The 24,495-nt window shown below is 45.5% G+C and carries 23 protein-coding genes, 1 pseudogene and 1 riboswitch; of the genes and pseudogenes, 10 read left to right on the top strand and 14 right to left on the bottom strand.

Features of this window, described 5'->3' with window-relative positions; genetic code table 11:
* Positions 1 to 106: 106 nt before the first annotated feature.
* From BQ5375_RS06820 to BQ5375_RS06810, 3 genes are all read right to left on the bottom strand, one after another.
* Positions 107 to 2,071 (bottom strand): hypothetical protein, encoded by a 1,965-nt coding sequence (locus BQ5375_RS06820; RefSeq protein ID WP_076917626.1) that lies wholly within the window; start codon positions 2,069 to 2,071, stop codon positions 107 to 109.
* 489 nt (positions 2,072 to 2,560) lie between these two features.
* Positions 2,561 to 3,106 carry a hypothetical protein gene (locus tag BQ5375_RS06815; RefSeq protein WP_076917625.1) on the bottom strand — a complete coding sequence of 182 codons (546 nt, stop codon included), beginning with the start codon at positions 3,104 to 3,106 and terminating at the stop codon, positions 2,561 to 2,563.
* Positions 3,107 to 3,326: 220 nt separating this feature from the next.
* The gene (locus BQ5375_RS06810) at positions 3,327 to 3,770 is read right to left on the bottom strand and encodes a hypothetical protein (RefSeq protein ID WP_022131763.1); all 444 of its coding nucleotides are present in this window, start codon (positions 3,768 to 3,770) and stop codon (positions 3,327 to 3,329) included.
* A 267-nt stretch (positions 3,771 to 4,037) separates the two neighbouring features.
* Between BQ5375_RS06810 and BQ5375_RS06805 the strand changes: the two genes are divergently transcribed.
* On the top strand, positions 4,038 to 5,303 hold the full coding sequence (locus BQ5375_RS06805; protein WP_076918104.1) for an O-acetylhomoserine aminocarboxypropyltransferase/cysteine synthase family protein: 1,266 nt from the start codon (positions 4,038 to 4,040) through the stop codon (positions 5,301 to 5,303).
* A 48-nt stretch (positions 5,304 to 5,351) separates the two neighbouring features.
* Positions 5,352 to 5,645, top strand: coding sequence for an NPXTG-anchored protein (locus BQ5375_RS06800; RefSeq protein WP_076917624.1), 294 nt, complete (start codon positions 5,352 to 5,354; stop codon positions 5,643 to 5,645).
* A 42-nt stretch (positions 5,646 to 5,687) separates the two neighbouring features.
* On the opposite strand, the gene BQ5375_RS06795 is transcribed toward BQ5375_RS06800, so the two are convergent.
* From BQ5375_RS06795 to BQ5375_RS14585, 4 genes and pseudogenes are all read right to left on the bottom strand, one after another.
* Entirely contained in the window at positions 5,688 to 6,596 is a 909-nt protein-coding gene (locus BQ5375_RS06795; protein WP_083687537.1) for a magnesium transporter CorA family protein, read from the bottom strand.
* A 344-nt stretch (positions 6,597 to 6,940) separates the two neighbouring features.
* Positions 6,941 to 7,207 (bottom strand): annotated as a pseudogene (locus BQ5375_RS06785) (TIGR04076 family protein); the annotation flags it as partial.
* A gap of 14 nt (positions 7,208 to 7,221) precedes the next feature.
* Complete coding sequence (gene rlmD, locus BQ5375_RS06780) at positions 7,222 to 8,739, bottom strand: 23S rRNA (uracil(1939)-C(5))-methyltransferase RlmD (RefSeq protein WP_022131768.1); 1,518 nt, start codon at positions 8,737 to 8,739, stop codon at positions 7,222 to 7,224.
* Between the two features lie 49 nt (positions 8,740 to 8,788).
* Positions 8,789 to 8,911, bottom strand: coding sequence for a hypothetical protein (locus BQ5375_RS14585; protein ID WP_268876790.1), 123 nt, complete (start codon positions 8,909 to 8,911; stop codon positions 8,789 to 8,791).
* A 13-nt stretch (positions 8,912 to 8,924) separates the two neighbouring features.
* Between BQ5375_RS14585 and dpsA the strand changes: the two genes are divergently transcribed.
* The 3 genes from dpsA to BQ5375_RS06765 all read left to right on the top strand — a co-directional run bounded on the left by dpsA (position 8,925) and on the right by BQ5375_RS06765 (position 11,708).
* Complete coding sequence (gene dpsA, locus BQ5375_RS06775) at positions 8,925 to 9,806, top strand: dipicolinate synthase subunit DpsA (protein WP_022131769.1); 882 nt, start codon at positions 8,925 to 8,927, stop codon at positions 9,804 to 9,806.
* Between the two features lie 25 nt (positions 9,807 to 9,831).
* Complete coding sequence (locus tag BQ5375_RS06770; RefSeq protein WP_022131770.1) at positions 9,832 to 10,425, top strand: dipicolinate synthase subunit B; 594 nt, start codon at positions 9,832 to 9,834, stop codon at positions 10,423 to 10,425.
* A gap of 149 nt (positions 10,426 to 10,574) precedes the next feature.
* Entirely contained in the window at positions 10,575 to 11,708 is a 1,134-nt protein-coding gene (locus BQ5375_RS06765) for a D-alanyl-D-alanine carboxypeptidase family protein (RefSeq protein WP_022131771.1), read from the top strand.
* A gap of 53 nt (positions 11,709 to 11,761) precedes the next feature.
* Here the strand turns inward: BQ5375_RS06765 and BQ5375_RS06760 are convergent, their stop codons facing one another.
* Positions 11,762 to 12,763: a hypothetical protein gene (locus BQ5375_RS06760; RefSeq protein WP_022131772.1), complete on the bottom strand. Its 1,002-nt coding sequence runs from the start codon at positions 12,761 to 12,763 to the stop codon at positions 11,762 to 11,764.
* Positions 12,764 to 12,952: 189 nt separating this feature from the next.
* Here BQ5375_RS06760 and BQ5375_RS06755 point away from each other — a divergent pair, with 189 nt between their 5' ends.
* From BQ5375_RS06755 to rsmI, 5 genes are all read left to right on the top strand, one after another.
* Positions 12,953 to 13,300 (top strand): hypothetical protein, encoded by a 348-nt coding sequence (locus tag BQ5375_RS06755; RefSeq protein WP_022131773.1) that lies wholly within the window; start codon positions 12,953 to 12,955, stop codon positions 13,298 to 13,300.
* Between the two features lie 36 nt (positions 13,301 to 13,336).
* Positions 13,337 to 15,547, top strand: coding sequence for an SF1B family DNA helicase RecD2 (gene recD2, locus BQ5375_RS06750; RefSeq protein ID WP_022131774.1), 2,211 nt, complete (start codon positions 13,337 to 13,339; stop codon positions 15,545 to 15,547).
* A 104-nt stretch (positions 15,548 to 15,651) separates the two neighbouring features.
* A complete protein-coding gene (gene mreB, locus BQ5375_RS06745) occupies positions 15,652 to 16,662 on the top strand; it encodes a rod shape-determining protein (RefSeq protein WP_022131775.1) in 1,011 nt (336 codons plus the stop codon).
* Between the two features lie 2 nt (positions 16,663 to 16,664).
* Positions 16,665 to 17,405, top strand: a complete 741-nt coding sequence (locus BQ5375_RS06740) for a tRNA1(Val) (adenine(37)-N6)-methyltransferase (RefSeq protein WP_022131776.1) — start codon at positions 16,665 to 16,667, stop codon at positions 17,403 to 17,405.
* Positions 17,406 to 17,437: 32 nt separating this feature from the next.
* A complete protein-coding gene (gene rsmI, locus BQ5375_RS06735) occupies positions 17,438 to 18,262 on the top strand; it encodes a 16S rRNA (cytidine(1402)-2'-O)-methyltransferase (protein WP_022131777.1) in 825 nt (274 codons plus the stop codon).
* A gap of 394 nt (positions 18,263 to 18,656) precedes the next feature.
* On the opposite strand, the gene BQ5375_RS06730 is transcribed toward rsmI, so the two are convergent.
* The 6 genes from BQ5375_RS06730 to BQ5375_RS06705 all read right to left on the bottom strand — a co-directional run bounded on the left by BQ5375_RS06730 (position 18,657) and on the right by BQ5375_RS06705 (position 24,478).
* On the bottom strand, positions 18,657 to 19,547 hold the full coding sequence (locus BQ5375_RS06730) for an aminoglycoside phosphotransferase family protein (RefSeq protein WP_022131878.1): 891 nt from the start codon (positions 19,545 to 19,547) through the stop codon (positions 18,657 to 18,659).
* A 65-nt stretch (positions 19,548 to 19,612) separates the two neighbouring features.
* A complete protein-coding gene (locus BQ5375_RS06725; RefSeq protein WP_022131877.1) occupies positions 19,613 to 21,004 on the bottom strand; it encodes a serine hydrolase domain-containing protein in 1,392 nt (463 codons plus the stop codon).
* 95 nt (positions 21,005 to 21,099) lie between these two features.
* On the bottom strand, positions 21,100 to 22,083 hold the full coding sequence (locus tag BQ5375_RS06720) for a hypothetical protein (RefSeq protein WP_022131876.1): 984 nt from the start codon (positions 22,081 to 22,083) through the stop codon (positions 21,100 to 21,102).
* Positions 22,084 to 22,257: 174 nt separating this feature from the next.
* On the bottom strand, positions 22,258 to 23,436 hold the full coding sequence (gene metK / locus BQ5375_RS06715) for a methionine adenosyltransferase (protein ID WP_022131875.1): 1,179 nt from the start codon (positions 23,434 to 23,436) through the stop codon (positions 22,258 to 22,260).
* A 137-nt stretch (positions 23,437 to 23,573) separates the two neighbouring features.
* A riboswitch (SAM riboswitch) is annotated at positions 23,574 to 23,679 on the bottom strand.
* Between the two features lie 129 nt (positions 23,680 to 23,808).
* Positions 23,809 to 24,051, bottom strand: a complete 243-nt coding sequence (locus tag BQ5375_RS06710) for an RNA-binding S4 domain-containing protein (RefSeq protein ID WP_022131874.1) — start codon at positions 24,049 to 24,051, stop codon at positions 23,809 to 23,811.
* A gap of 91 nt (positions 24,052 to 24,142) precedes the next feature.
* On the bottom strand, positions 24,143 to 24,478 hold the full coding sequence (locus BQ5375_RS06705; protein ID WP_407716866.1) for a non-specific DNA-binding protein Hbs: 336 nt from the start codon (positions 24,476 to 24,478) through the stop codon (positions 24,143 to 24,145).
* Positions 24,479 to 24,495 lie beyond the last annotated feature (17 nt).

Below are 24,495 nucleotides of genomic sequence, written 5' to 3'. Positions count from 1 at the left end.
AAAACCAAAGCGCGAAACAGTGTCCAGATTCAATCTGGACAAAAAAAATCCTCCCCGAAGGGAGGATTTTTTCTACTCATATTAAACTAAGTTATTTAAAACTTAATTATTTTTTGAGAGCCAGAGCGCCAGCAGCTGCTACGGAAACTACTGCCAGGGATACTGCCAGACCTACGAAGTCTTCAGCACCAGTGTTTGGGTTTGGTTTGTTGGTTTCTTCAACAACTGGTTCTTCAACAACTGGTTCCTCAACAACTGGTTCTTCAGTTGTTGGTTCTTCAGTTACTTCTTCTTCTTCACCGAGTTCTTCAGTGGAGAGAACGTAGTTGCCGAGCTGTTTTGTGTTGAATACGAAGCCGTTTACTTTCTGGTTGGTGTGAGCTACTGCGTAGTTCTCAACGTATTCAGCGTCAACTGCAACGAAGTTGCCGTCTTCATCAATCTGGTATGGAACCAGGGAAGAATCGTTAGAAACGATCAGCAGTTCGCCAGTTCTTGCGAAGTTAGCGTTTGTGTTGTCGAATTTGTAGAAGGAATCAGCTTCTGCATCCATTTCGCCAGCGATAGCTTTGTCGTAAGCTGTCTTGAGGTCGAGGTACATTGTTTCGCCTTCGTACATTTTAACGGAGAAGAATGCTTTATCAGCAAAGTCAAATACTGCGATGCCGTTGCCTTCTTTTACTTTCCAGAGACCTGGTTTGGAAGCGTCGTTTGTCCAATCGAAGGAAACTTCACGAACGTCTGTGTTAGCATATTTACCGGAAACCCAAACTTCGTTTGTTTTCTGGGTGTTGGATTTGTTGTTAGCTACGTATACGTAGTATTTCAGAGTTTCAGAAGAAGTTGTCTTCCACTCGTCTTCAAGAGTGATCTTGAGGTATACTGCGTTTGGAGCAATTTCATCGGTGTATTTGTGGTAAGAAGTGTAATCAGCAGCGGTAGCTTTGTACAGCTCAGCTTTTTCGATCAGTTCAGCAACGCCGGTGGATTTTTCGATCAGGTTGATGGACCAGTTCTTGTCGATGTTGCCGGTGTAGTGACCATGGGAAACTACTGTTTCAGTAACATTTACATTGTTGGTATATCCTGGTTTGATTGTACCAGCATTTTCATCAACACCTGCAACTTTTGGCAGACGAACTTTGATAGTAACATCTTTCAGTTCTGTACCTGCTGGAACATCTGTTTCTTTGCTACCTGTAATTGTTACATTATCAGAAATTCTGTCGTTGTCTTCACCGAATTTCAGTGTAACTGTCTGTTCATTAGCAAGATATCTTGTTGCTTTAGAATCGTTATCAGTATCTTTCAGAACTTTAGATGCATTGTCAGCAGACAGTTTTACATCCAAGGAATAGTTGTCTGTGCTACCATTCATGCTCATACCACTAGTAGACAGAGATGCAACATTGCTAGAGAAGTTAATAGTAGTAGTGCCAGCAGAGAAAGCAGAAGGATCTGCACTCAGTGTTGGAGCAACTTTTACAGAAACTTCTTCTTTAACAGTGTGAGCTTCTACTTTCTCATACAGATCAGCACCAGAAGCCTGTCTGCCGTTAGCATAAGTTGTGAAGTCACCACTCTTCAGTTCAACATATCTCCAACCATCTTTGTTGCCTGGTTTTACCATGTTGTAGTAGTAAACTACTTTGTTCAGTTCATCAGTGTAGCTGAATGGAAGAACTGTACCGTTCTTATCAACTTCAACTTCACCTACTTTTGCCTGACCCTGTTCTGCAACGTTCAGAGTAATTGTTGTAGCAGCAACTTCATCCTGACCGTTTTCAACAGCACCATCAACAGTGTAAACTTTCTGATTATCAGCGTACAGAGGCATCCAGATAACGTCACCTGGTTCGAAATCAACTGCTTTATTGGAGTTGATGTCGGTTGTTGCTTCTTTGATGATATCACCGTCTTTGTTTGTTACAAAGAGGGAACCTTCAAATGCAAAACCTTTTGGCCAAGAAGCTGTGTCGTTGGAACCGCTATTGTAGGTGATAGCAAAAGCGTTAGCGCCCATGCCCAGTACCATAGCAGAAGCCATAGCTACGGAAAGTACTTTTTTCATAGTCTTTCTTCCTCCTAAAAATTTTCTTTGTCCGGTTGTAATAAAACCTTGGACATTTAATTTGTTTGTTATGCGACATACTATCGTGCAAAATGTTGTTTACAACATTGAGTAACGATACGTCGTATAACTGCCTTGGAAGATTCTCCACAATCTCCCTCGGTCTGCCATTAATATATCACAACCAAAACCAAATTGCAACCCCTTTTCGTAAAAAAAATGTAATTTTTATCCCGAATTGGTAACAACACTGTCATTTTTATTGATGGTTAATAGACAGTTTTTCCTTTATTTATGCGGTTTCTGAACATATTTTAGCCAGCAACTTTTACCCTGTATTTTTTTGTAATTCTTTTGTTACAATCTCATTTTGATGTAACATCTGTTTTGTTTTCACCCCTAAAACAGGGTGCAAAAAGATAAAAAAACAGGCTCCCGATTCTGGGAACCTGTCTTTCATCTGTATTTATTACAGTTATGTTCTAATCATTAGCAAGCGCAGTCGCGATTTGCGGAACCTTTCAGGGAAGAACCGTTGTCACGGCTAGCGGAACCTTTCAGGGAAGAACCGTTGTCACGGCTAGCAGAACCTTTCAGGGAAGAACCGTTATCTCTGGATGCAGAAGATTTCAGGGATGTACCATTATCTCTGGATGCAGAAGATTTCAGGGATGTACCATTATCTCTGGATGCAGAAGATTTCAGGGATGTACCATTATCTCTGGATGCAGAAGATTTCAGGGATGTACCGTTGTCTCTGGATGCAGAAGATTTCAGGGATGTACCATTATCTCTGGATGCAGAGGATTTCAGGGATGTGCCGTTATCTCTGGATGCAGAAGATTTCAGGGATGTACCATTGTCACGGCTAGCGGAACCTTTCAGGGAAGAACCGTTGTCGCGGCTAGCAGAACCTTTCAGAGAAGAACCGTTATCGCGGCTTACTGCGTCTTTCAGACAGCTTGCATTTACGCTGATGGAAGAACCGATGGTCAGCATTGCAGCAACTGCCAGGGAAACTACTTTCTTGTTCATAACGTTATCGCTCCTTTTTTAAGTATGAGACCCGCTCGCTCCATCAAACAGTTCCCACAAGACGGGCTTACTGTTTCGAACGTTCTCAGTGTGGTAAAAATGGGGAAGATTTAATAAATCTCCATCATATACGGTTTCATTGTAGCATACTCGTCCGCTAAAATCAACCAAATTTTACAGGGTGTGGGACTTTTTTTGCCGGATTTATGCCAGAAAACGCCTACTCAGCAATGACGTACTCCCCAAGCTCCTTTGTCTGTACCACAAAGCCGCTCATTTTCTTTCCGTCTTTTCCAACATACATTCCATCCTGTACATACTCAGCTTCCATCTGAGAAAAGCTGCCGTCTTCTTCAATCTGATACAGGGTCTGTCCTTCCTCTGCCTGCAAAAACAGTTCGCCTGTGCGCAAAAATTCCTGCTCGCCGGTATCAAAGCGGTAAAAACGGTCCGCTTCCATTCCGGTCTGCTCAAACAGGCTCTGGGACAGCTGCTTATCATAGGTTGTGTCAAGCTCAAGATATACGCTTTCGTTTTCCTGCATCTTTACTGCAAAAAATGCGTCGTCACCAAAATCAAACACTGCTTTTGCGCTCGACGCGCTCACCGGAGCCGAACACAGGCAGATCATCATCGCTGCCGCTGCTGCGATCAATCTTTTCATCACAATTCCCTCCCCACTTGTTTTGCTTTTCCAAGAAGCCAGATCCTTCCTAATAAATAGGAAACATTCCCCTCCCTGGAAATATCTTTATTATATACCCCCCTTTTTAAAAAAGCAACCAATTCACGGCAAAATTTGAATCAGGTAAAAAATTCCTGTTTTATTTTTGTAAACCCAAAACACTTTGACGAAATTGTAAAACATTTTTTGGTATTCTTGCAAAAAAATACAGGCCGTGCTACAATGAAGCTGGAAAGGGTGATAACAATGAAGATTGAAACTCAGTGCCTGCACGCCGGCTATACACCAGGAAACGGTGAACCGTTGACCCTGCCGATCTATCAGAGCACTACGTATAAATATGAATCCACCGCACAGGTTGCAAAGCTGTTTGACCTGACTGCTGACGGACACATGTACTCGCGCATCTCCAACCCGACAGTTGCTGCTGTCGAGGCAAAAATCGCCGCTCTTGAGGGCGGTGTCGGCGCACTGTGCACCACCTCCGGACAGGCCGCATCGCTCATCAGCGTGCTCAATATTCTCTCCTGTGGGGATCACATCCTGTGCACCTCCACCATCTATGGCGGAACCATCAATCTCTTTGCTGTAACATTAAAACGATTTGGCATCGAAGTTTCCTTCGTTGACGCTGATGCAAGCGAAGAAGAACTGAAAAAACAGCTTCGTCCAAACACAAAAGCTGTCTTTGCTGAGACCATCGCAAATCCTGCAATCGCTGTACTGGATATTGAAAAGATGGCACATGTGGCTCATTCTCACGGTGTTCCACTGATTGTGGACAATACCTTTGCTACACCGATTCTCTGCCGCCCATTTGAGTTTGGCGCAGATATCGTCATCCACTCCACCACCAAATATATGGATGGACACGCAACCCAGCTTGGCGGTGTCATTGTAGACAGCGGAAAATTTGACTGGACAAACGGAAACTTCCCAGAATTTACCCAGCCGGACGAATCCTATCACGGCGTTGTTTATACCCGCGACTTTGGAAATGCCGCTTATATCACCAAAGCTCGTGTTCAGCTGATGCGTGACCTTGGATGCTATCCTTCTGCACAGGATGCTTTCCTGCTCAACCACGGATTGGAAACTCTGGCTCTTCGTATGGAGCGTCACTGCCAGAATGCAGATCGCGTAGCACACTTCCTGGCTTCCTGCGACAAGGTTGAATCGGTCAATTACCCAACTCTTGACAACAGTCCTTACAAAGAACTTGCTCAGAAATATCTGCCAAAAGGATGCAGCGGCGTCATTGCATTCAGCATCAAAGGCGGACGTGATGCTGCGGTTCGTTTCATCGACAACGTAAAACTGGCTTCTCTGGTTGTCCATGTTGCAGATGTTCGCACCTTGGTACTGCACCCGGCAAGCTCCACCCACCGTCAGCTCACCGATGAGCAGCTGGTTGCTGCCGGAATCAATCCGGGATTAATCCGTCTGTCGGTAGGTATTGAAAATATCGATGACATCATCGAGGATCTGACACAGGCTCTTGCCAAAGCCTAATGATCTTCGGATGCTCAATATAAAATAATTTTATGGAGGTATGTACCTATGAAAAAATTGCTCACACTCGCTCTGGCTGCTTCCATGACACTGGCTTTGAGCGTCAACACCTTTGCTCTTGGAAACTACGTTCTTGCTACCGATGAACTCGGCACCGAGGATGAAACCCCAGCAGACGAGGATACTGAAGAAGAAACCCCAGAAGAACCAGAAGAAGAAACTCCTGTTCCGGATGAAAGCGATAAGGTAAACCCTGATACCGGCGCAGAAGATTTTGTCGGCGTTGCTGCAGCAGCTGCTGTTCTTGCTGGCGTAGGCTTTGTTGCTCTGAAAAGAAAATAATCCCACATAAAAAAGCTGGTCGTTTGACCAGCTTTTTTTCTTTTACAGCATTTTCTTTTTTCTAAAATAAATCACTTCCAGCACAATAATGAGGATGCTTATTACGATCACTGCCGGATATCCATATTTCCAGCTCAATGCCGGCATATTTACAAAATTCATCCCATACCATCCTGCAATCAAAGTAAGCGGCATGAAAAGAGTTGTCACCACGGTAAGCAATGTCATGATACGGTTTTGCTCCATATCAATTCTGGACTGGTATAATTCCCGCAGCTGGACAACATACTCCCGAAGCATTTCTACATGGTTGTGCAGCCGCTCTGTACGGTTTGCATACATCTGCCAGGCTCTCAATTCCTCTGCCGGCGTCTGGTCGGACAAAAATTCCTGTATCTGGTCGCTCAGATTCATCAGCTGCTCATAGTAGGAATGGTAGACGCTGATCTCTTTACGGCAGGAAATAATGCTTTGATAAAAATGATCTGGAATCTTTTCCAGAAGTTTTTCTTCAAATCCACTGATTCGATCCTCGATGGTTTGAAGGTACAAAACATCTTCCGCAATCAAAAATTCCAGCAGTAAAAGCAGAAAATAGCGCGGTGTCATACACCCACGAACACTTTGGCTCATCTTCCCAATCAGGGCAGAGAGCCTTTTTTCATCTCCAACCAGTAAAATTCCTTCCTGATTAAGATAAAAACCAAAGATCAGTTTTTCTTTTCCTTCTTCCTGCTTTTTGGGAATACATATTGTTCCCTGCACACACTCGGCAAAAATTTCCACCTTACAGTAACGTGCTGTACGGATGCTTTTTTCCAGGACGAGATGATGAGGATACTTTTTTTCTTTTTGAAACTGATCAAATGTCATCAGTAAAATGCTGCTTTGTTCTTCCTGAGGTTCAAACAAAATACGGCCATCCTGCTTTGACAAACCATATCTTATCATACTATCACCTGCTTTAAACAGATCATAAATTTTTCTCTTCTTTATCCTGCCTGAGCCTTTCTTCCGACTGCCTGATTACATCAGAAACTATCTTCTTTTCCTTTGCATACATCTGCAGGAACAGTTCGTAACGATACCACAGTGAGTCCTCTCTGGAAGGAAATCGTATCTTCTTTCCAGAGATTTCTTTCCCTTCCAGTTCCAGACGGGCAATGGCATCATCCAAAACGGCAAGATACAGACATTTTTTATGATATTCCCTGTTTTTGTCCTGCTGTCTTTTCCAATAAAAGCCACATCCTACCGCAAGTACGGACAGTAAAAAAAGTAAATTTATTTTTTTCTTCATCTTGCTTCACCACTTCCAGTGAAAAAACATTGATGACATCTACATCCGGGCAGCAAAAGCGGATATCTCCCGCCTTACTGACCGGAACTGTCCCTCCATAACGCAAAATTTCAACATAAGGAAAGGCAACATGGGCTGCCATCGGACAAAGCTCTCCTCTTTGGGTATCATAGTCGAAAACATCCCCGACCTTATGCCCATGATGGCAACCACATTTTCCCAAACGGTCCACCAGTTTGATTTTAATTTGGGGTCGCTTCATAATAAGACTCTCTCCTAGTTTCGTGTCAAAAGACAGATATTTTCACAGTGTGCTGTCTGTGGGAACATATCAACCGGCTGAATTTCCTTTACCTTATATCCACCTGCTGTCAGGGTTTTCAAATCCCTTTTCTGAGTCTGTGGGTTGCAGGAAATATAAACTACCTTCTTTGGCTTCAATCGGCATACTGACTGCAAAAACGCTTCATCGCTTCCGTTTCTCGGTGGGTCCATAAAGACAACATCCACCTTTTCTCCTCGTGCGGCCATCTCGGTCATAAAGTGTCCTGCGTCATCGCAGAAGAATCGTACATTTTTGCTGTTATTCTGCTTTGCGTTGCCGATGGTGTCCTTTACAGCGTCGCGGTTTAGCTCAACACCGATCACTTCCTGTGCCTTGTCCGCCGCAATCAGCGAGATGGTTCCAATTCCGCAGTAAGCATCCAGTACACGCTCTTTCCCGCTCAATCCTGCCATCTGCAAAGCGCGGCTGTACAGCACTTCGGTCTGTGATGGATTTACCTGATAGAACGATTTGGAAGAAATCCGGAAGCGCTTTCCACACAATGTGTCTTCAATCCAGCCTTTGCCGTACAGCACACGTTCCTGATCTCCCAGAACCATGCTGGTCTTTTTTGGATTACAGTTCATCACGATGGTGGTAATCTCCGGATGTTTCTCCCGAAGCAGGGAAACAAATTTGCTTCTTGCCGGAAATACCATCGAAGCAGTAACCAGAACAACCATGGTCTGACCGCTTTCAAAGCCGCGGCGAATCAGCACATGACGCAATAAACCAGTTTCGTTATCCTCATCAAACGGGAGAAGCTTGCACTCTTTCATGATCTGTCGGATGGAGCGGACAATTTCATCTGCCTTTTCATCCTGAATCATGCAGTGGTCGACCGCTACTACGCGATGACTGTTCTCCTCATAAATTCCGGAGATAATCTGACGCTTTGCGTTCATGCTGAAGGTCGAATGGCTCTTGTTGCGGTAGCGCCACGGTTCCTGCATTCCCAAAATCTGATAAAATTTTGCTCCGGCATCGATATGTTCCTTCATCAGGCGTTCAACACTTTGCTGTTTGTATTCAAGCTGTCCATCATAGGACAGATGCTGCAGGCGGCACCCTCCGCACAGATAAAAGACCGGACATTTTGGACTTACTCTGTTTTCTGCTGCCTTCTGAACGCGAATCAGTTTGGTATGCAGCTTTCTCTTTCCGGATACCTCCACCGTAACCTGTTCATGAGGAAGCACTCCCTCTACACTCAGTTTTTTCCCTTCAATGCGGATAATTCCGTTTCCGTCCTCATTTAATCCAATACATTCTGCCTGATATTCTCCGGCAGGAATTATTTCCTCCTCATAGTCGTCAGCAATCTCCCATCCATCTCCGAATGGATGGTTTTTCTTTGGTTTCTGTTTCTGACGCGGCTGCATCTGGGCATAAAACGGCTTTTTCTTCTCTGTCTGATAGAGCTTTTTGCCTGCCAGACGGTCCTTTTTTAATGGTTTCTGTTTTGCCATATTCTATCTCATCTCCCGGTATTTCATTCGTCTTATTTTCTTCTTCCCATTATACCAAAATCTTTGATGCAGGCAAACCTCTTTTTTCAGATTCCAAGCCTTCAAATCCATCTTTTAACCAAATTTGAAGATTTTCATAAGATAAAGTATCCTTATCTTTTTTGTTTCCCATGGAGGTGGTCTTTGTGAACAGCTTATCCCCCAATACCTGCTTTGGTGTCGTGGGCGGAGATCTCCGCCAGGCAGCACTTGCCAAAAAGCTCTCCGAGCAGGGATTTTGTGTCAAAGCTTTTTTTCTGGAGCATTTTCCCCAGTTTCTTTCCCCCGAACTTTGCTGCGATGACCTGACAAAACTTTCTGATTGTGACGTCGTTATCCTTCCGCTGCCGGTCAGCATCAATGAAGCCTTCTTAAACGCCCCTTTAAGTGACCAATCTGTTTCCCTTTCGGTTGTCCTTTCCTTCTGCAAAAAGGATGCCTTGATTTTTGGCGGCAAGGTTTCTTCTGGTGACCTGCAAAAAGCAGAACAGCTGGGACTTTCCATTTCTGACTATCTGAAACGGGAAGAAATGGCAGTACTCAATGCGGTTCCTACTGCCGAAGGGGCTGTGGCTTTGGCTCTTTCCGAACGTGCAAGCACCCTTTGGGAAAGCAACTGCCTGATTACCGGATTTGGTCGCTGTGCCAAAGCGCTTGCTTTGTTGTTAAAAGGCTTTGGTGCGCATGTCACTATCGCTGCACGCAAGGAAGGAGACCTTGCCTTTGCAAGAACACTGGGACTTTCCAGCTGCCACCTTTCCGAGCTTCCTATGGTTCTCCCCAAACAGGAAATTTTGTTTAACACCATCCCTCACATTATCTTTGACCGAGATCTGCTGAGCATGGTACCGGAGGATTGCCTGATGATTGACCTTGCCTCCCGCCCTGGCGGCATCGATTTTGAAACTGCCTCAGAACTTGGCCGCAAGACGATCTGGGCACTTTCCCTTCCTGGCAAGGTTGCTCCGATCACTGCCGGTAACATTATCTGTCAAACGGTAATAAATATGATAAGATCCATTGCATAATCCTGATCGATTGAGGTGAATTTTCTTGACAACAACATTACAAAAACCGGTTCAGGTCGGATTTGCCTTTACCGGTTCCTTCTGTACTTTTTCTCAGGTCATCTCCCAGCTGGAAGCAGTTGCGCAGCATCCAAACTGGGAAGTCATTCCCATCATGTCCCCAAACGCTTATTCCATTGATACCCGTTTTGGTCTGGCCAAAGACTTCCGGGCTCAGATCCAGAAAATCTGCAATCACGAGATCATACATACCATCTTCGACGCAGAACCAATCGGCCCTAAAAAACTTTTGGATGTGCTGGTAGTTGCCCCATGCACCGGAAACACCCTTGGAAAGCTTGCAAACGGCATTTATGATACCAGTGTCACCCTTGCCGTAAAAGCTCATCTGCGCAATGCCAGACCGGTTGTCATCGCTGTTTCCACCAATGATGCGCTGGCAAGTTCTGCAAAAAACATCGGTACTCTGTTTAACAACCGACACATCTTCTTTGTCCCGATGGCGCAGGACAATGCGCAGAGCAAGCCAACTTCCATTGTCGCGGACTTTACCAAACTGATTCCTTCCATCGAGTCTGCACTGGAAGAAAAACAGCTCCAGCCTGTTTTACTTGGATAACCCCATTTTCTTTTCTATTCCTATTCCTCCTGAACAAAGGAAGAGCCGAAGCAATTAAAAGCTTCGGCTCTTCCTTTTTCTGTTTCAGGTATATTTTTCTTTTCCTTCACATAACCTGTACTGTTCTTTGATCAAAAGGAGTGATGCCCTTGAAGTTAAAAAAAGTTTTTTCCTGTCTTTGTTCTGTTCTCTTGTTTTCTGCACTGAGTTTACAAGCCTTTGCCAAAACAAACGAACAGGCGCTTACACTTTCTCCGGTTTCTCTGGAGGAATATCCCCTGTATCAAAAAGAAGATCGCTCCGCCAGCGCTTATATTGTGATGGAAGCCACCACCGGTCGGGTATTGTACGGGAAAAATATCCACGAGCGCCTTGCCATGGCAAGTACCACCAAAATTATCGGCGCACTGATGGTTTTGGAGCAGGAAAATCTTGACGAATACTTTATGGTAGATTCGGATGCTATTCAGGTAGAGGGTTCTTCTATGGGGCTGACGGAAGGTGACCTTGTTTCTCTGTACTCCCTTGCATGCGGAATGATGCTTCCCTCCGGAAACGATGCCGCAAACGCTGCCGGTGTACGCCTGTATGGGAGTATTGACGGATTTGTAGAAGCAATGAACCAAAAGGCAGAGGAATTGGGACTTTCGGACACCCACTATGTCACTGCCTGCGGATTGGATGCACCAGACCATTATTCCACTGCCTTTGACCTTGCAAAACTCACCCGCATTGCGCTGCAAAACGAGGATTTTGCCTATATCTGTTCCCAGTCGAATATGAAAGTGAAGTTTGGTGATCCACCCTATGAGCGGTGGCTCAAAAATTATAATCGACTGCTCGAGCTTTATCCCGACTGCATCGGTGTCAAGACCGGATTTACCGATGATGCCGGCCGCTGCCTTGTTTCTGCCGCCGAGCGCGACGGAATGACACTGATCTGCGTTACATTAAATGCACAGGACGACTGGAGCCTTCATGCTTTCCTGTACGACAAATGCTTTGAAAGCTACTCGATGACCCCTCTGCCGGATATTCCTTCAAGCATTACTCTGGCAGGTGATAAGCTTCAGGAAAACGGAATTGAATCAGAACTGATGTTAAAGCCTGCTTACGAGGCTTTTGTCCCCTTAAAATCCGGAGAATCAGCCCGACTTACCGCTACTGTACTGTGTGAACCATTTGCTTACGCTCCTGCTCAGCCTGGCAGAGTATATGCACAGACACTTTTTTCTCTGGATGGCTATCCGCTGTGTTCGGTTCCCATGATTGCTTCTTCATAAAATCACTAAAAAAACTGGTATGCATCCTGCACACCAGTTTTTTATTTTACCTTTTATCCGATTACTGCATCCCAGGCTTTTTGTGCCTGTTTTTCTGCTTTTTCCAACGCTTCTTCTGCTTTGGAAATCCGTTCTTCCAGATAACCTTCTGCCTGCTCGATCAGCTCATCATAATCCTGATCTGCGTCCGAAACTGCATCTTCATAAGCGTTATCAACCTTAGAATATCTCTTCTGATACTCTTTGTCCATCTCTTCCCCATCTTCTGCAGAAAGGTAGGTATAATACTCAAATTCACCGATCTGATCAAGCTTTTCGTTATAATCATCCGTTGCCTTGTCCATTGCATCTCCATACAGGTCAGATGCGCTGTCAATCGAACGGTCATAGCGGTCATACGCCTTTTCCATTGCCTGCTCGTATTCTTCAAGGGCAGGGTCCAAAATCTTGTCGTATGCCTTTTCTGCCTTCTCCACAGTATGGGAGAACAGACTCTTTGGTTCATCCACCGAAACTGCAATCGTTCCACTGGCTTCGGATACAACCAGGCGAACACGATAACGTCCTTTTTCCAGTGTCAATGTCTTTGTTGTCTGCTTTCCGTCGGTCGATTCCCAAACCGGCGTAATGGTTTTGTTGTCCTTGGTAAGAATAATCTTTGCTTTTCCGGACAGGTCCGAATCGATGGTGATGGTGTGTTTTTCACTTGCTGTCAATGTAAAATCGAACAGAGTCATGATACCACTTGCCTTGGAAAACGAAAGCTCTGTTTTTTCCAGATTACTGCGAGTTGTTTCTTTTACAGTCAGAGAGCCAAAACTGCCTGCACTGTCTGGGTTGAGCAGAGTAGTTTGGTCGGTATATCCACCAAACTTTCCAAAACTGATTGTTTTTGCTTTGGAAATTCCATCTGCCACCTCAGCCATTGTTTTCGCCAGAGGATTTAATACGTCCGGCAATTTATTCTGAGTAACCGGCCGAGAGGTAAAACCGCTCAGGCAGGTAATGAGTGCTGCACCAAGCGCAGCTGCTTTTAACAGACGATCTTTTTTCATTTGATACCCATCCCTTTCACGGTAAAATGATCTGTTATCATTCTACCAGATAAAACGGGTTTAGAAAAGTTCTTTCTTCAAAATTATCAAAAGAACAAACCAAAATCCACCCTGAAACATAAGATAATAGTAAAAATGTATGCGGAAAAATACCGCAGCAATCAAAGCACAGAAAGGAGAGTCGTCTGTATGGAAGTATTCCTGCAATGGGGAATTATGCTTCTGGGTATTTTGGGGGTGGTTCAGCTTGGAGAACTGTTGTCCATCTGGCTTCGCCGCCCCAAAAAGCATCCCGCCAGCTTTTGTGTCATGCCGCTTCATGGCAGCATTGGCAATGTCGAACAGGTACTTACTTATTTTCAGGAGGTCGCACTGTGGAGTCCGGAGGTACAGCTTGCCTTTGTCATCGACTGCGGTCTGGAGGAACGCAGTGCCCTTGCCTGCAAAGAATGGTGCAATCAGAAAAACCGCCTGATTTTCTGCACACAAAAAGAATTCGAGGATATTTGCAAAGGATTTCAAGATAGAGTATACTAAAGAGAAGACTTATAATAAAGGGTATGAGAAAACGGTATGCAGAAAGAAAATTTAGTGGAAATCAGCGGAACGGTGGAAACCGTGGTCTATAAAAATGAAGAGACCGGCTTTGCAGTATTAGAGCTGGATAAGGACGGGGAACTGATCACGGTGGTCGGGGAACTTGCTGCAGTCGGGGAAGGAGAAATCCTGACCCTGCACGGCAATTTCCGCACCCATCCAAGCTATGGAACCCAGTTTAAAGCGGTTGCCGCCCAGCAAAAACTCCCTTCCTCTGCCGCCGCGATTCTGCGCTATCTTTCTTCCGGTGCCATCAAAGGAATCGGCCCGGTGCTGGCATCCCGCATGGTAGCTCAGTTCGGTGATGATACCCTGACCGTACTGGAAAAAGAACCGGAACGCCTGTCTCAGGTTCAGGGAATTTCCCCTGCCAAATGTCAAAAGCTCAAAGAAGAGCTGGGACGGATGTTCGGGATGCGCTCCATCATGCTGTTTCTCTCCCAATTTGGAATCGATTCTTCCTCCTCCATCAGTATCTGGAAACGATGGGGAACCATGGCACAGCGGATGATTGAAGAAAACCCTTATCTTCTGTGCTGTGAGGAAATCGGCATGGACTTTGATCAGTGTGAGCAGATTGCAAGAAAGCTGAATATTCCACTGGACAGCTCCTACCGCATCGAAGCAGCAATCCAGTTTGTCCTGCGCCACAATCTTTTTAACGGTCATACCTGTCTGCCGATGGATAAACTCATTCCAACCGCTCAAAATCTGCTCTCACAAAGTCAGGTGATGGTGGAAAACTCAATGCAGGCACTGCTCAGACGCAGAGAGATTATCAATGTCGATGTAAACGGGCGTGCCTACTGCTATCTTCCAGAATACCTGGAAGCTGAACGCTTTATTGCGTCCCGCCTTAAATTCATGATCATGGCTGGGGAAGAAAATCTGCTCGGTGCCAAAAAGAAGCTTGCCCAGCTGGAAGAAAAAAATGGGATTTCCTATGCTTCTCTTCAGCAGGAAGCTATCCTGCAGGCAATCTCCCACCAGATCTTTATTCTGACCGGTGGTCCTGGTACCGGTAAAACCACCACCATCAACGCCATCATCGAACTTCTGGAGGACAGCGGCAGCAAAGTCGCTTTGTGCGCTCCAACCGGACGAGCAGCCAAACGAATGTCTGAAGTAACCGGAAAGGATGCCAAAACCATCCACCGCCTGCTGGAGGTGGATTTTGCAAATCCCTCCGCCCTTCACTTTAAACGAAATGAAAAAAATCCGCTTCCCTTTGATGCGGTAATCGTGGACGAGACTTCGATGGTGGATATTCCCCTGATGCGCTCGCTTATCTGCGCGCTCAAGATGCACTGCCGACTAATTCTGGTTGGAGACAGCGACCAGCTGCCTTCGGTTGGTCCTGGAAACGTCCTGCGCGACCTGATTGAATCGGAGATCGTCCCGCAGGTGCGCCTGACCGAGATTTTCCGTCAGGCACAGCAGAGCCTGATTGTCACTAACGCTCATGCCATCGTTCACGGGCAGATGCCGGATTTAAAGCGGCACGACAATGACTTTTTCTTCTTAAAACGAGAGCTTGCCGAACAGGTAAGAAACACTACCCTCGATCTGGTGGCAACTAGGCTTCCCAAAAGCTATGGATATTCCCCTACCACCGATATTCAGGTCATTGTTCCGACCCGAATCGGAGCGGTGGGGGCAAACACGCTCAATCAAATGCTTCAGCAGACACTAAATCCGCCTTCTCCTCAAAAAAGTGAATTTGAAAACAACGGCAGAAAGTTTCGTGTCGGCGACAAGGTCATGCAGATTAAAAACAATTATGATATCCTTTGGCAGCGAGACAACGGTGAGGAAGGCATGGGCATTTATAACGGTGATATCGGTTTTATCGAACGCATCGACCGTCCCGGCAAAATGATGTTGATCCGGTTTGATGACCGCGTTGCAGAATATCTGTTCGAGATGTCGCCGGAACTGGAACTTGCCTACGCTATTACGGTCCATAAAAGTCAGGGCAGCGAATTTGAAGCGGTCGTGATGCCGCTTTCCTCCTATAAGAGCAAGATGCACTACCGAAATCTTCTTTATACTGCCGTCACCCGCGCCAAAAGCAGGTTGATTTTGCTGGGACAGGAAAAGACGATCGCCGAAATGATTGCAAATGACCGTAAAACAGTTCGTTATACCAACTTAAAAGAAATGCTTCTGGGCGAGGTAGAAGAATAATTTCCTGACAAAAGCCCTTGAAAATCAGGGAAAATCTATTCTATAATAAATAACGCAAATATGAATGTAATGGATATAACCACAAAAGAAAAGGATGGTGCCATGTGGACGTCGGAATTGATTTGGGAACCGCCACTGTAATTATTTATATCGGCGGAGAAGGTGTCGTATTAAAGGAACCTTCTGTTGTTGCTGTCAACATGAAAACCGAGACTGTCATCAGTGTCGGAGAAGAAGCATATAAAATGATCGGGAAAACCCCTTCCCACATCAAAGCAGTCCGCCCGTTATCCAAGGGTGTTGTCTGCGATTATAAAATGACCGAGGAAATGGTCAAATATTTCATCAAAAAAATCTGCAAGGACAGTCTGGTGAAACCGAGGATCGCACTGTGCGTTCCATCCGGAATCACTAACGTCGAATCCAACGCCGTGATCGACGTTGCGATCTCTTCCGGTGCAAGAAAAGTCTACCTCATTGAGGAGCCTGTTGCGGCGGCAATTGGAGCACAGATTGATATTGAAAAGCCAAACGGCAATCTGATTGTTGACATCGGCGGCGGAACCACCGATATTGCTGTTTTGTCGTTAAACGGTATTGTCAATAAAAAATCCATCAAGGTTGCCGGCGATACCATCAACGATGCTATTATCAAATATGTTCGCGCTAGCCACGGCGTGCTGATTGGAGAAAAGATGGCTGATCAGATTAAGCAAAACGTTGGCAGCGTGTTCTTTGAACCGGATGAAGATGTTTCTGCTACAGTAAAAGGACGCAATCTGACCACCGGACTCCCATGCAGCATCGAAATCAGCCGCTCGATGCTCTATGACTGCATCATGAAGGAGACCGAACAGATCATCACCGCAGTCAAAGAGGTTATCGAAAAAACTCCACCGGAACTGGTCGGCGATATCTATACCAACGGAATCACCATGACAGGCGGCGGAAGCCTGCTGCACGGCATGGACAAACTGCTTGAAAAACAGACTAAGATTCCTACCCGCATTGCAGAAGATCCCGTTGACTGCGTCGCAATCGGAACCGGAAAATCCTTTGATTACTTGGACAAGCTGGTTGACGGCTTTGTTGTGCCATCCATGCAGAGGTTTTAATCATGCCGGATTTTGACTATACCATGGAAAAACTTTCGGATGACCTGTCCATCTGTGTTACCAAAGATCACCGCTTCGGTACCGATGCGTTTTTGCTCTCGGACTTTGCTCGCGTCCGCCGCAAAGACCTTGCCTGTGACCTTGGAACCGGCTGCGGTATTATCCCACTGCTGTGGTTTCGGGACCGAGCTGAGGCTCCTAAAAAAGCATATGGTGTGGATATTCAGGAGCTTGCAGTGAAACAGCTTACTTTTACTGTGCAAAACGCAGGACTTGGTGAGCAGATGATCCCGGTACAGGCAGATCTTTCCGACCTGTCTGCACTGAAGGAAAAGCTTCCCTTTGGCAGCTTTGACGTGGTTACCTGTAATCCACCTTATAAAAAGGCAAATCATGGCATTCTAAGCGAAAGCAGCAGCGACATCATCGCTCGCCACGAGACCATGTGCTCGATTGAAGATGTCTGCAAAGCCGCTGCAAAACTGCTCCAATTTGGAGGAAGGCTGTGCATCTGTCAGCGCCCAGAACGCCTCCTTGATGTTATGGAAGCGATGCGCAAAGAAAAGATTGAACCAAAGCGTGTACGCTTTGTGCAAAAACGCGGAGATACCGCACCGTGGCTCTTTCTGGTGGAGGGACGCAAAGGCGGTAACCGTTTCTTGAAAGTAGAACAACCGCTTATCATCCAGGATGAAAACGGCGATTTCTCCACAGAACTCAAAAAAATCTACCGGCTGATCTAAAAGCCGATTTTTAATCAGAAATGAGGAACAACATGTCAGGCAAGTTATATGTGGTCGGCACACCGATCGGCAATCTGGAGGACATGAGCGTCCGCGCAGTAAAGACCCTTCAGGAAGTTGACTTTATTGCTGCCGAAGACACCCGTGTCACCTTAAAACTGTTAAACCATTTTGAAATCAAAAAGCCCATGGTCAGCTACCATGAACACAATGCCCGCGAAAAGGGCGGTGAGATTATCACCCGCCTGCTTTCCGGTCAGACCTGTGCTATTGTCACCGATGCTGGAATGCCTTGCATCTCCGATCCTGGGGAAGATCTGGTTCGCCTGTGCGCAGAAAATGGAATCGATACCGTTGTAATCCCTGGACCAAGTGCAGCAATCTCTGCTTTGGCTCTGTCGGGACTTTCCACCTCCAAATTTGTGTTTGAAGGTTTTTTAAATCCACAGAAAAACGCCCGTCTCGAACGTCTGGAAGAGCTCAAGCGAGAAAAGCGCACCATCATCTTCTACGAAGCGCCGCACAAGCTGTGTGACACTCTATCCGCGATGTATCAGGTTCTGGGTGACCGGAAAATCACCCTTGCAAGAGAACTGACCAAAATTTATGAGGAAGTTATCCGCACCACCCTCTCGCAGGCAGTTGCTCTCTTTGAGGAGAAAGCACCAAAAGGAGAATTTGTGCTGGTAGTCGAAGGAATGGTGGAGGAAGAGCAGAGCCTTACCTTTGAGCAGGCACTGGAACTGATTCAGGCGCTTGTCGATAAGGGAGAGCCTCTTTCCAAAGCGGCAAAGGATGTTGCCCGTCAGACCGGATTCAAAAAGGGTGAACTCTACTCCCGTTTTTTGGCAGAGTAAAGCTGTAAACTACATTAAAAACAGAAGTTTTTGGTCGAGCTTTTTACAAAAAGCTCGCGGATTCTAAAGGCAGAGCCTTTAGTCGCTCGTCGCAACGAGCGAAACACTTTATCCGTAAAAGCGCATTTTTGAGAGCTCGAGAACTTTTTGCAAGAGAAAAAGTTCTCGAAAGTTGATTGTAATCACAAATTAATCTCAAAAATTATCCGGTGGATGATTTTTGATGGCTGAAATCCGTTTCTATCATTTTGGTGATTTATTGTTAAGTGTCACAGGGACGTTGCCCACAGCACATTTGCGCTGTTTACCCCCACAAAACTTTTTATTCGCCTCCGGCGCAAACAATCTCACTACAATCATGCAAAAAAACACCTTCCTTTCGGAAGGTGTTTTTTTATATCTTCAGTTCTCTTTTACATTTTAAGTACCAGCCAGGATAAACCGTTTTAAAGTTATCATACCAGCAAAGAACTTCTTTTGCCTGCTGTTTCATGACGGCAATTTCTCCCTCTCCGAAATCTATCGCCCAGGAGATGGAAGCAAGGGTATTGCTTCCGATATAAAAAGCAAGACACCGCCAGAAAGCTTCGGGGATTGCAAAATCAAAATAACCGTCCAGCATCCCTGCTCCGAAAAACGGAACCTTCTGCGCACACCAGACAATGCGGTTAAATTCTTCCCACGGGTCACCGAAACTAAACCGGTCAAAATCGATGATGACAAGCTCCCCGTCCCGCATCATCATATTGCCGATGTGATAATCTCCATGCTGAAAGCTCTGCGGCCGATTCTTCAAACAATCTCTGTTTTGGCTGAGATAATTGAGGATATCTTCTGCCCCTTCCAGCGCAATTGGACAGTTCTGATATCGTCCGATATTTCGGTCCGCCTTTCGGTTAAAATAAACTTCCCATTCCTCCGTATCGTCCGGTGCTGGAATAGAATGTATCTTCTTTAAAATTTCTCCTGCTTGAATTCCAAGGTGGTACTGTTCCTGTTTAGAAAGCTTCGGGATTATTTCTTCCGCATCCTCTCCCTCAATCCATCCGTACAGAAGATACTCTCCATCTTCACACGTTCCGACTTCCAGTGCTCGGCACATTGGGATATCCAGCGTTTCCACCCTTTGCAGCAGCTCATACAGCTGTCTTCGATTTTTCTGCTTTTCATACGGCGTAATCCGCAGCAAAAGTTTTTGACCGTCTGACAGCATCACACAATATTTTTGATCGACCGACCATCCCTTATTAATTGGCTCGCTGCTTACAATCTGTTCATAGAGCATTTTTCTCCCCCCTCGCCAAAATTTCGGTTAAAAAAGAGGACAGTAACCTGTCCTCTTTTTATTTGCTATTTTACTCGTTCAAAGAAGATTGGACAAACTGCATCGGTGGAAAGACGCATCCAAAGATTGCCGTCCTCATTGAAGTTTGCGCGGTAAGTGCGGGTATCCATAACCTCAAAGCCGACAAACTTTCCGTCTCCCAGATAATCAAACTCCTGATCCATCAATCCATAATGCTGGCGCAGATGGCCGTCCTGATAGATAAATTCCATCACGCCGTAGCCTGGATTGTAATACTGTCCAATGAACTTCTGCGCTTCCTGCTCACTCAATGCAACGGTTTTCTTTTCTTCCTCGGTATAGTCAGGACCAAGGTTTACGCTGCGTTTGTAAGCATCGATGAGGAAGGAATAATCGTCCGCTACATCATCGAGAATCAGGTCACACAGCAGATATTTCAGGCAGTTGTATGCTGGTGTGTCTACGGTATTAACCGACAGAGCAAATGCTGCATTTTCTTCCGGGAAGAATCCGACCATCGAGTTAAATCCGTTGGTGGAACCGGAATGGAATGCAATTGGATGACCCTTATAAACTGCGGTAATCCATGCAAGTGCATAGGATTTCTGCAGCTCTGCCGGATGTGCCGAACGTCCCGGGATGCAGACATTTGGTTTGATTAATTCTGCAAAGCCTTTTTCACTGATGATGCGTTTGCCATCAAGTTCTCCTCCGTTTGCCAGCATCCGAATCCAGCGTTCCAAGCTGTCCAAATTGGTATAAAGTCCGCCGCATGGATTGCTTGCCTTACCTACAACCTCTGGAACCCGGTAAATTTTGCCGTCCTGCTGGCTGTATGGCATTGCAGCGTTCTTGTCTTCGATGGTATCAATTCCTCGGAAGTACATATCCATTCCCAGCGGGTCACCGATCTTTTCCTTGAGCAGTTCCTCCCAGGTCTTACCGGTCAGACGCTCACACAGGTAGCCCAGTGCAACATACATCTGGTTCTGGTAGCTGTATTTTTCGCGGAAACCAAATGCCGGCGGGAAATAAGCGATACGGCGAACCAGATCTGCTCTGTCCTCCCGAACAAAGGTTCTCATGACATCGTGACGGCATAATCCAGTGCGGTGACATGCCATATCACGTGGGGTCACGTGTTCCTCGGCATATTTGTCCATCATTTTAAAGTCCGGCATCAGTTGTTTTACCGGAGTATCCCAGGTCATCTTGCCTTCATCGCACAGCTGACCTGCAACCATGGTGGTAAATGCCTTGGAACAGGATGCAATCTGAAACAGAGTCTTGTTGTCATTGAGCTTTCCTGCTTCTGCGTCTGCATAGCCGAAGCTCTCTTTTAACAGGACCTTACCGTCTTTGACTGCAACCAGAATGCCTCCTGCCAGTCCAAACTGTTCTCGAATTTGTGCTATTGTCTTTTCCAAAATTTCCATTATCTGTTTCCCTCCCAGATTTTTTTTAAATTATAGCACCACTCCCCATAAAAATAAAGCAAAAACTTTTATTTTCTATCAATCATCCACAAAAATTACTGTCTTTTTGGTTGTTCTACCCGATAGAAAATCTGATATCCATCACCTTCCGGAAGAACTTCAATCCAAATTGCCTGTCCTTGATAATAGCTTCCGTTATAGCCCCAGCTGTTTTCTCCGTCCGGCTGATATTCTTTGCCTTCTGCGTTGTACACTTTAAGCTTTTCTTTGTAAAACTCGATAATATCTTCCAGCTTATCTCCATACCAGGTACGGTTACTTACCTCGGCGCTGATTCCTTTTCCTGTACTAATTCGACAGATTCCATCCTGACAGGTCTTTCCATAGGAAGCTGGATATTCAAAAGCGCTTGCAATATATTCTTCCCCTGTCATGGAACGATATTTCCAGGAATCTCCTTCTTTCTCAGCAACAAGCGTACCAAAGGCAATTGGAATATTATCTGCGTCATAAAGCTGATACTCCATCACCAGCTGATTGCCTTCCTCCTGTGCGCCCACAATCTGGAAAGTTCCTCCTCCGCCGATTCCTTCCATCTCATATCCCTGATTTTGTTCATCATAGCAGTCCGCTTCCCTGATTCTTTCCACTGGAACATCAAAATGAGCGGTAACTACCTTCTCCAACGATTCCTGTCCAACAAGTTTTGCCGAATCTGTTTTGATAATTGTTTCCTCTTCCTTTACTTCCGGGAAACGGGAGCGCAGGTACTGATAATAAACGACAAATTTATTCGGGTCAATTTTCATTGGGTTATCCCAGTTTCGATTATAAATATCATAAATGCCATTCAGCACAACGCTGTGCTGATCATTGATTTCTTTGAGCTCCTCCTCAACTTCCGGTAGTTCCACTCTGTCCGGCATTGGTTTTGACAAACCAATGATCAGTTCCTCTTCCTGTACGCTTTCTTCTTTTGGCTCAGCTTCCGAACTTGGATTTTCCTTCTGTTCTGCCTGCTGTGTACATCCTGACAAAATCATCATACCAATCAAAATCAATGAAAACCATCTTTTCACACCGAACACCTCCTGCTAATCTGTTATGCTTTTCTTTATATTACCATTATAACGATTTCTCCATCGTTCCACAATTGTAATCATTCACAACAGATCTTTGCAAAATTCAGCCAATATACAAAGATCCCCTGCTGTGCCCACGCACAACAGGGGATCTTTTTCAATATAAAAATACTATTTTACAGCAGCCAGCAGAGCTTCAACCTTGTCGGTCTTTTCCCAGTTTACACCGAGATCTTCTCTGCCCATGTGGCCGTAAGCTGCCAGATTGCGGTAGATTGGACGGCGCAGGTCGAGAGTTTTGATGATCTGAGTTGGACGCAGATCAAATACTTTCTCTACTGCTTTTTCCAGAACTTCATCTGCAACAGTACCGGTACCAAAGGTGTTTACGTTGATGGAAACAGGCTGTGCAACACCGATTGCGTATGCCAGCTGTACTTCACAGCGTTTTGCCAGTTTTGCTGCAACGATATTCTTTGCAACATATCTTGCTGCATAAGCTGCGGAACGGTCAACCTTTGTCGGGTCTTTTCCGGAGAATGCGCCGCCGCCGTGACGACCCATACCGCCGTAGGTATCAACGATGATCTTTCTTCCGGTCAGACCGCTGTCTCCCTGAGGGCCACCGATTACAAATCGTCCGGTTGGGTTGATAAAGATCTTGGTATCTTCTCTCATCAGTTCTTTTGGAACGATAACATCGATAACGTGTTTCTTGATATCTGCACGAATCTGCTCCATCTCAACATCTGGGGAGTGCTGGTTGGAGATAACGATGGTTTCTACTGCAACTGGAACATCGTTTTCATATTCGATGGTAACCTGAGTTTTGCCGTCTGGACGCAGATAAGGCAGAGTGCCGTTCTTGCGAACTTCAGCCAGACGTTTGGAAAGTTTGTGTGCCAGAGAAATTGGCATTGGCATCAGCTCTGGTGTATCATCACATGCAAAACCGAACATCATGCCCTGGTCGCCAGCACCGTTGTCCTCTTCATTGCTTTCGGTCTCTTTTGCTTCCAGACCCTTGTCAACACCCATTGCGATATCACCGGACTGTTCATCGATCGAGGTGATAACACCACAGGTATCGCAGTCAAAGCCAAATTTTGCGCGGTCGTAACCGATCTCGCGGATTACCTCACGAGCGATTTTTGGAATGTCTACATAACAGTTAGTGCTGATCTCACCCATTACCATTACCATACCGGTGGTAACTGCGGTTTCGCATGCAACACGGCCGTTTGGATCTTTTTCGAGGATTGCATCAAGTACTGCGTCAGAAATCTGGTCGCAGATTTTATCCGGATGTCCTTCAGTAACCGATTCAGAAGTAAATAAGTATTTTGCCATTGCTTCTCGTTCCTTTCTTTTTCGTTTCTTTTGTCTTGATTCTTATATAAACCAAACAGCACGCAGCTTGTTCGAGGTAAATTTCTCATGTTTTTGGACATGAAAAAAGACTCGACCGCTGAGATCGAGTCATTGCTTCCTCATCTCTCGGCTTACCCGCAGGATTTGGCACCTTACAAAGCCGCCGCTTTGCAGGTTGCCGGACTTCACAGGGCCTGTCCCCTCTGTCACTCTTGATAAGGCTGTTTTCGTTTATGACGATATGATAACCCCTTTTGATTTTTCTGTCAACGAGGTTCCAAAAAAATTGTCGTATTTTACAAAATCGATGAATAGGAGCCAATCGATTTTAGCTTTGTTGTCTTTAGAAAATTATTCTTCTACCCGGTACATCTGTGCAGCACTTTCTTTGGTCGCATATTCGCTGACAGACAGCACCTGTACTTTGAGTGGGCGGTTACCCATCTGGATTTCAATGGTGTCCCCTTCTTTTACCGCATAGGAAGCTCTTGCCACCTTACCATTTACCAGAATTCTTCCGCCATCACAGGCTTCATTTGCCACAGTACGGCGTTTGATGAGTCGGGTAATCTTCAGATATTTGTCCAGTCTCATATTGCTTCTCCTTCCCTGATAAAAACAACAGCTCCGGCATCGTTCCGGAGCTGCAATCTACCCGTTAAGGCAATTTCTTTGTAAAATTCCCTTATTTGGAAACTACTTCTTTCAGAGCTTTACCAGCTTTGAATACTGGCAGTTTGGATGCTGGGATTTCGATTTTCTCTTTCGTTCTTGGGTTGATACCCTCTCTAGCAGCACGCTCTTTTACTTCGAATGTGCCAAAACCAACCAGAGCAACCTTTTCGCCAGCAGCCAGTGTCTCAGAAATTGCATCGATTACAGCAACAACTGCTTTTTCGCTGTCTTTCTTGGAAAGTTCTGTTTTCTGTGCAACGGCATTGATCAGTTCTGCTTTAGTCATATTTGTTATCCTCCATTTTAAATGCATTCTTTCATAAAATTTCTGCGGAAAATCCCGCAAAAGTTTTATCCAAAGGT

The organism is Negativibacillus massiliensis, from assembly GCF_900148495.1.
Classification (GTDB): Bacteria; Bacillota; Clostridia; order Oscillospirales; family Ruminococcaceae; genus Negativibacillus; species Negativibacillus massiliensis.
This window is presented reverse-complemented; position numbering and strand designations above follow the sequence as displayed.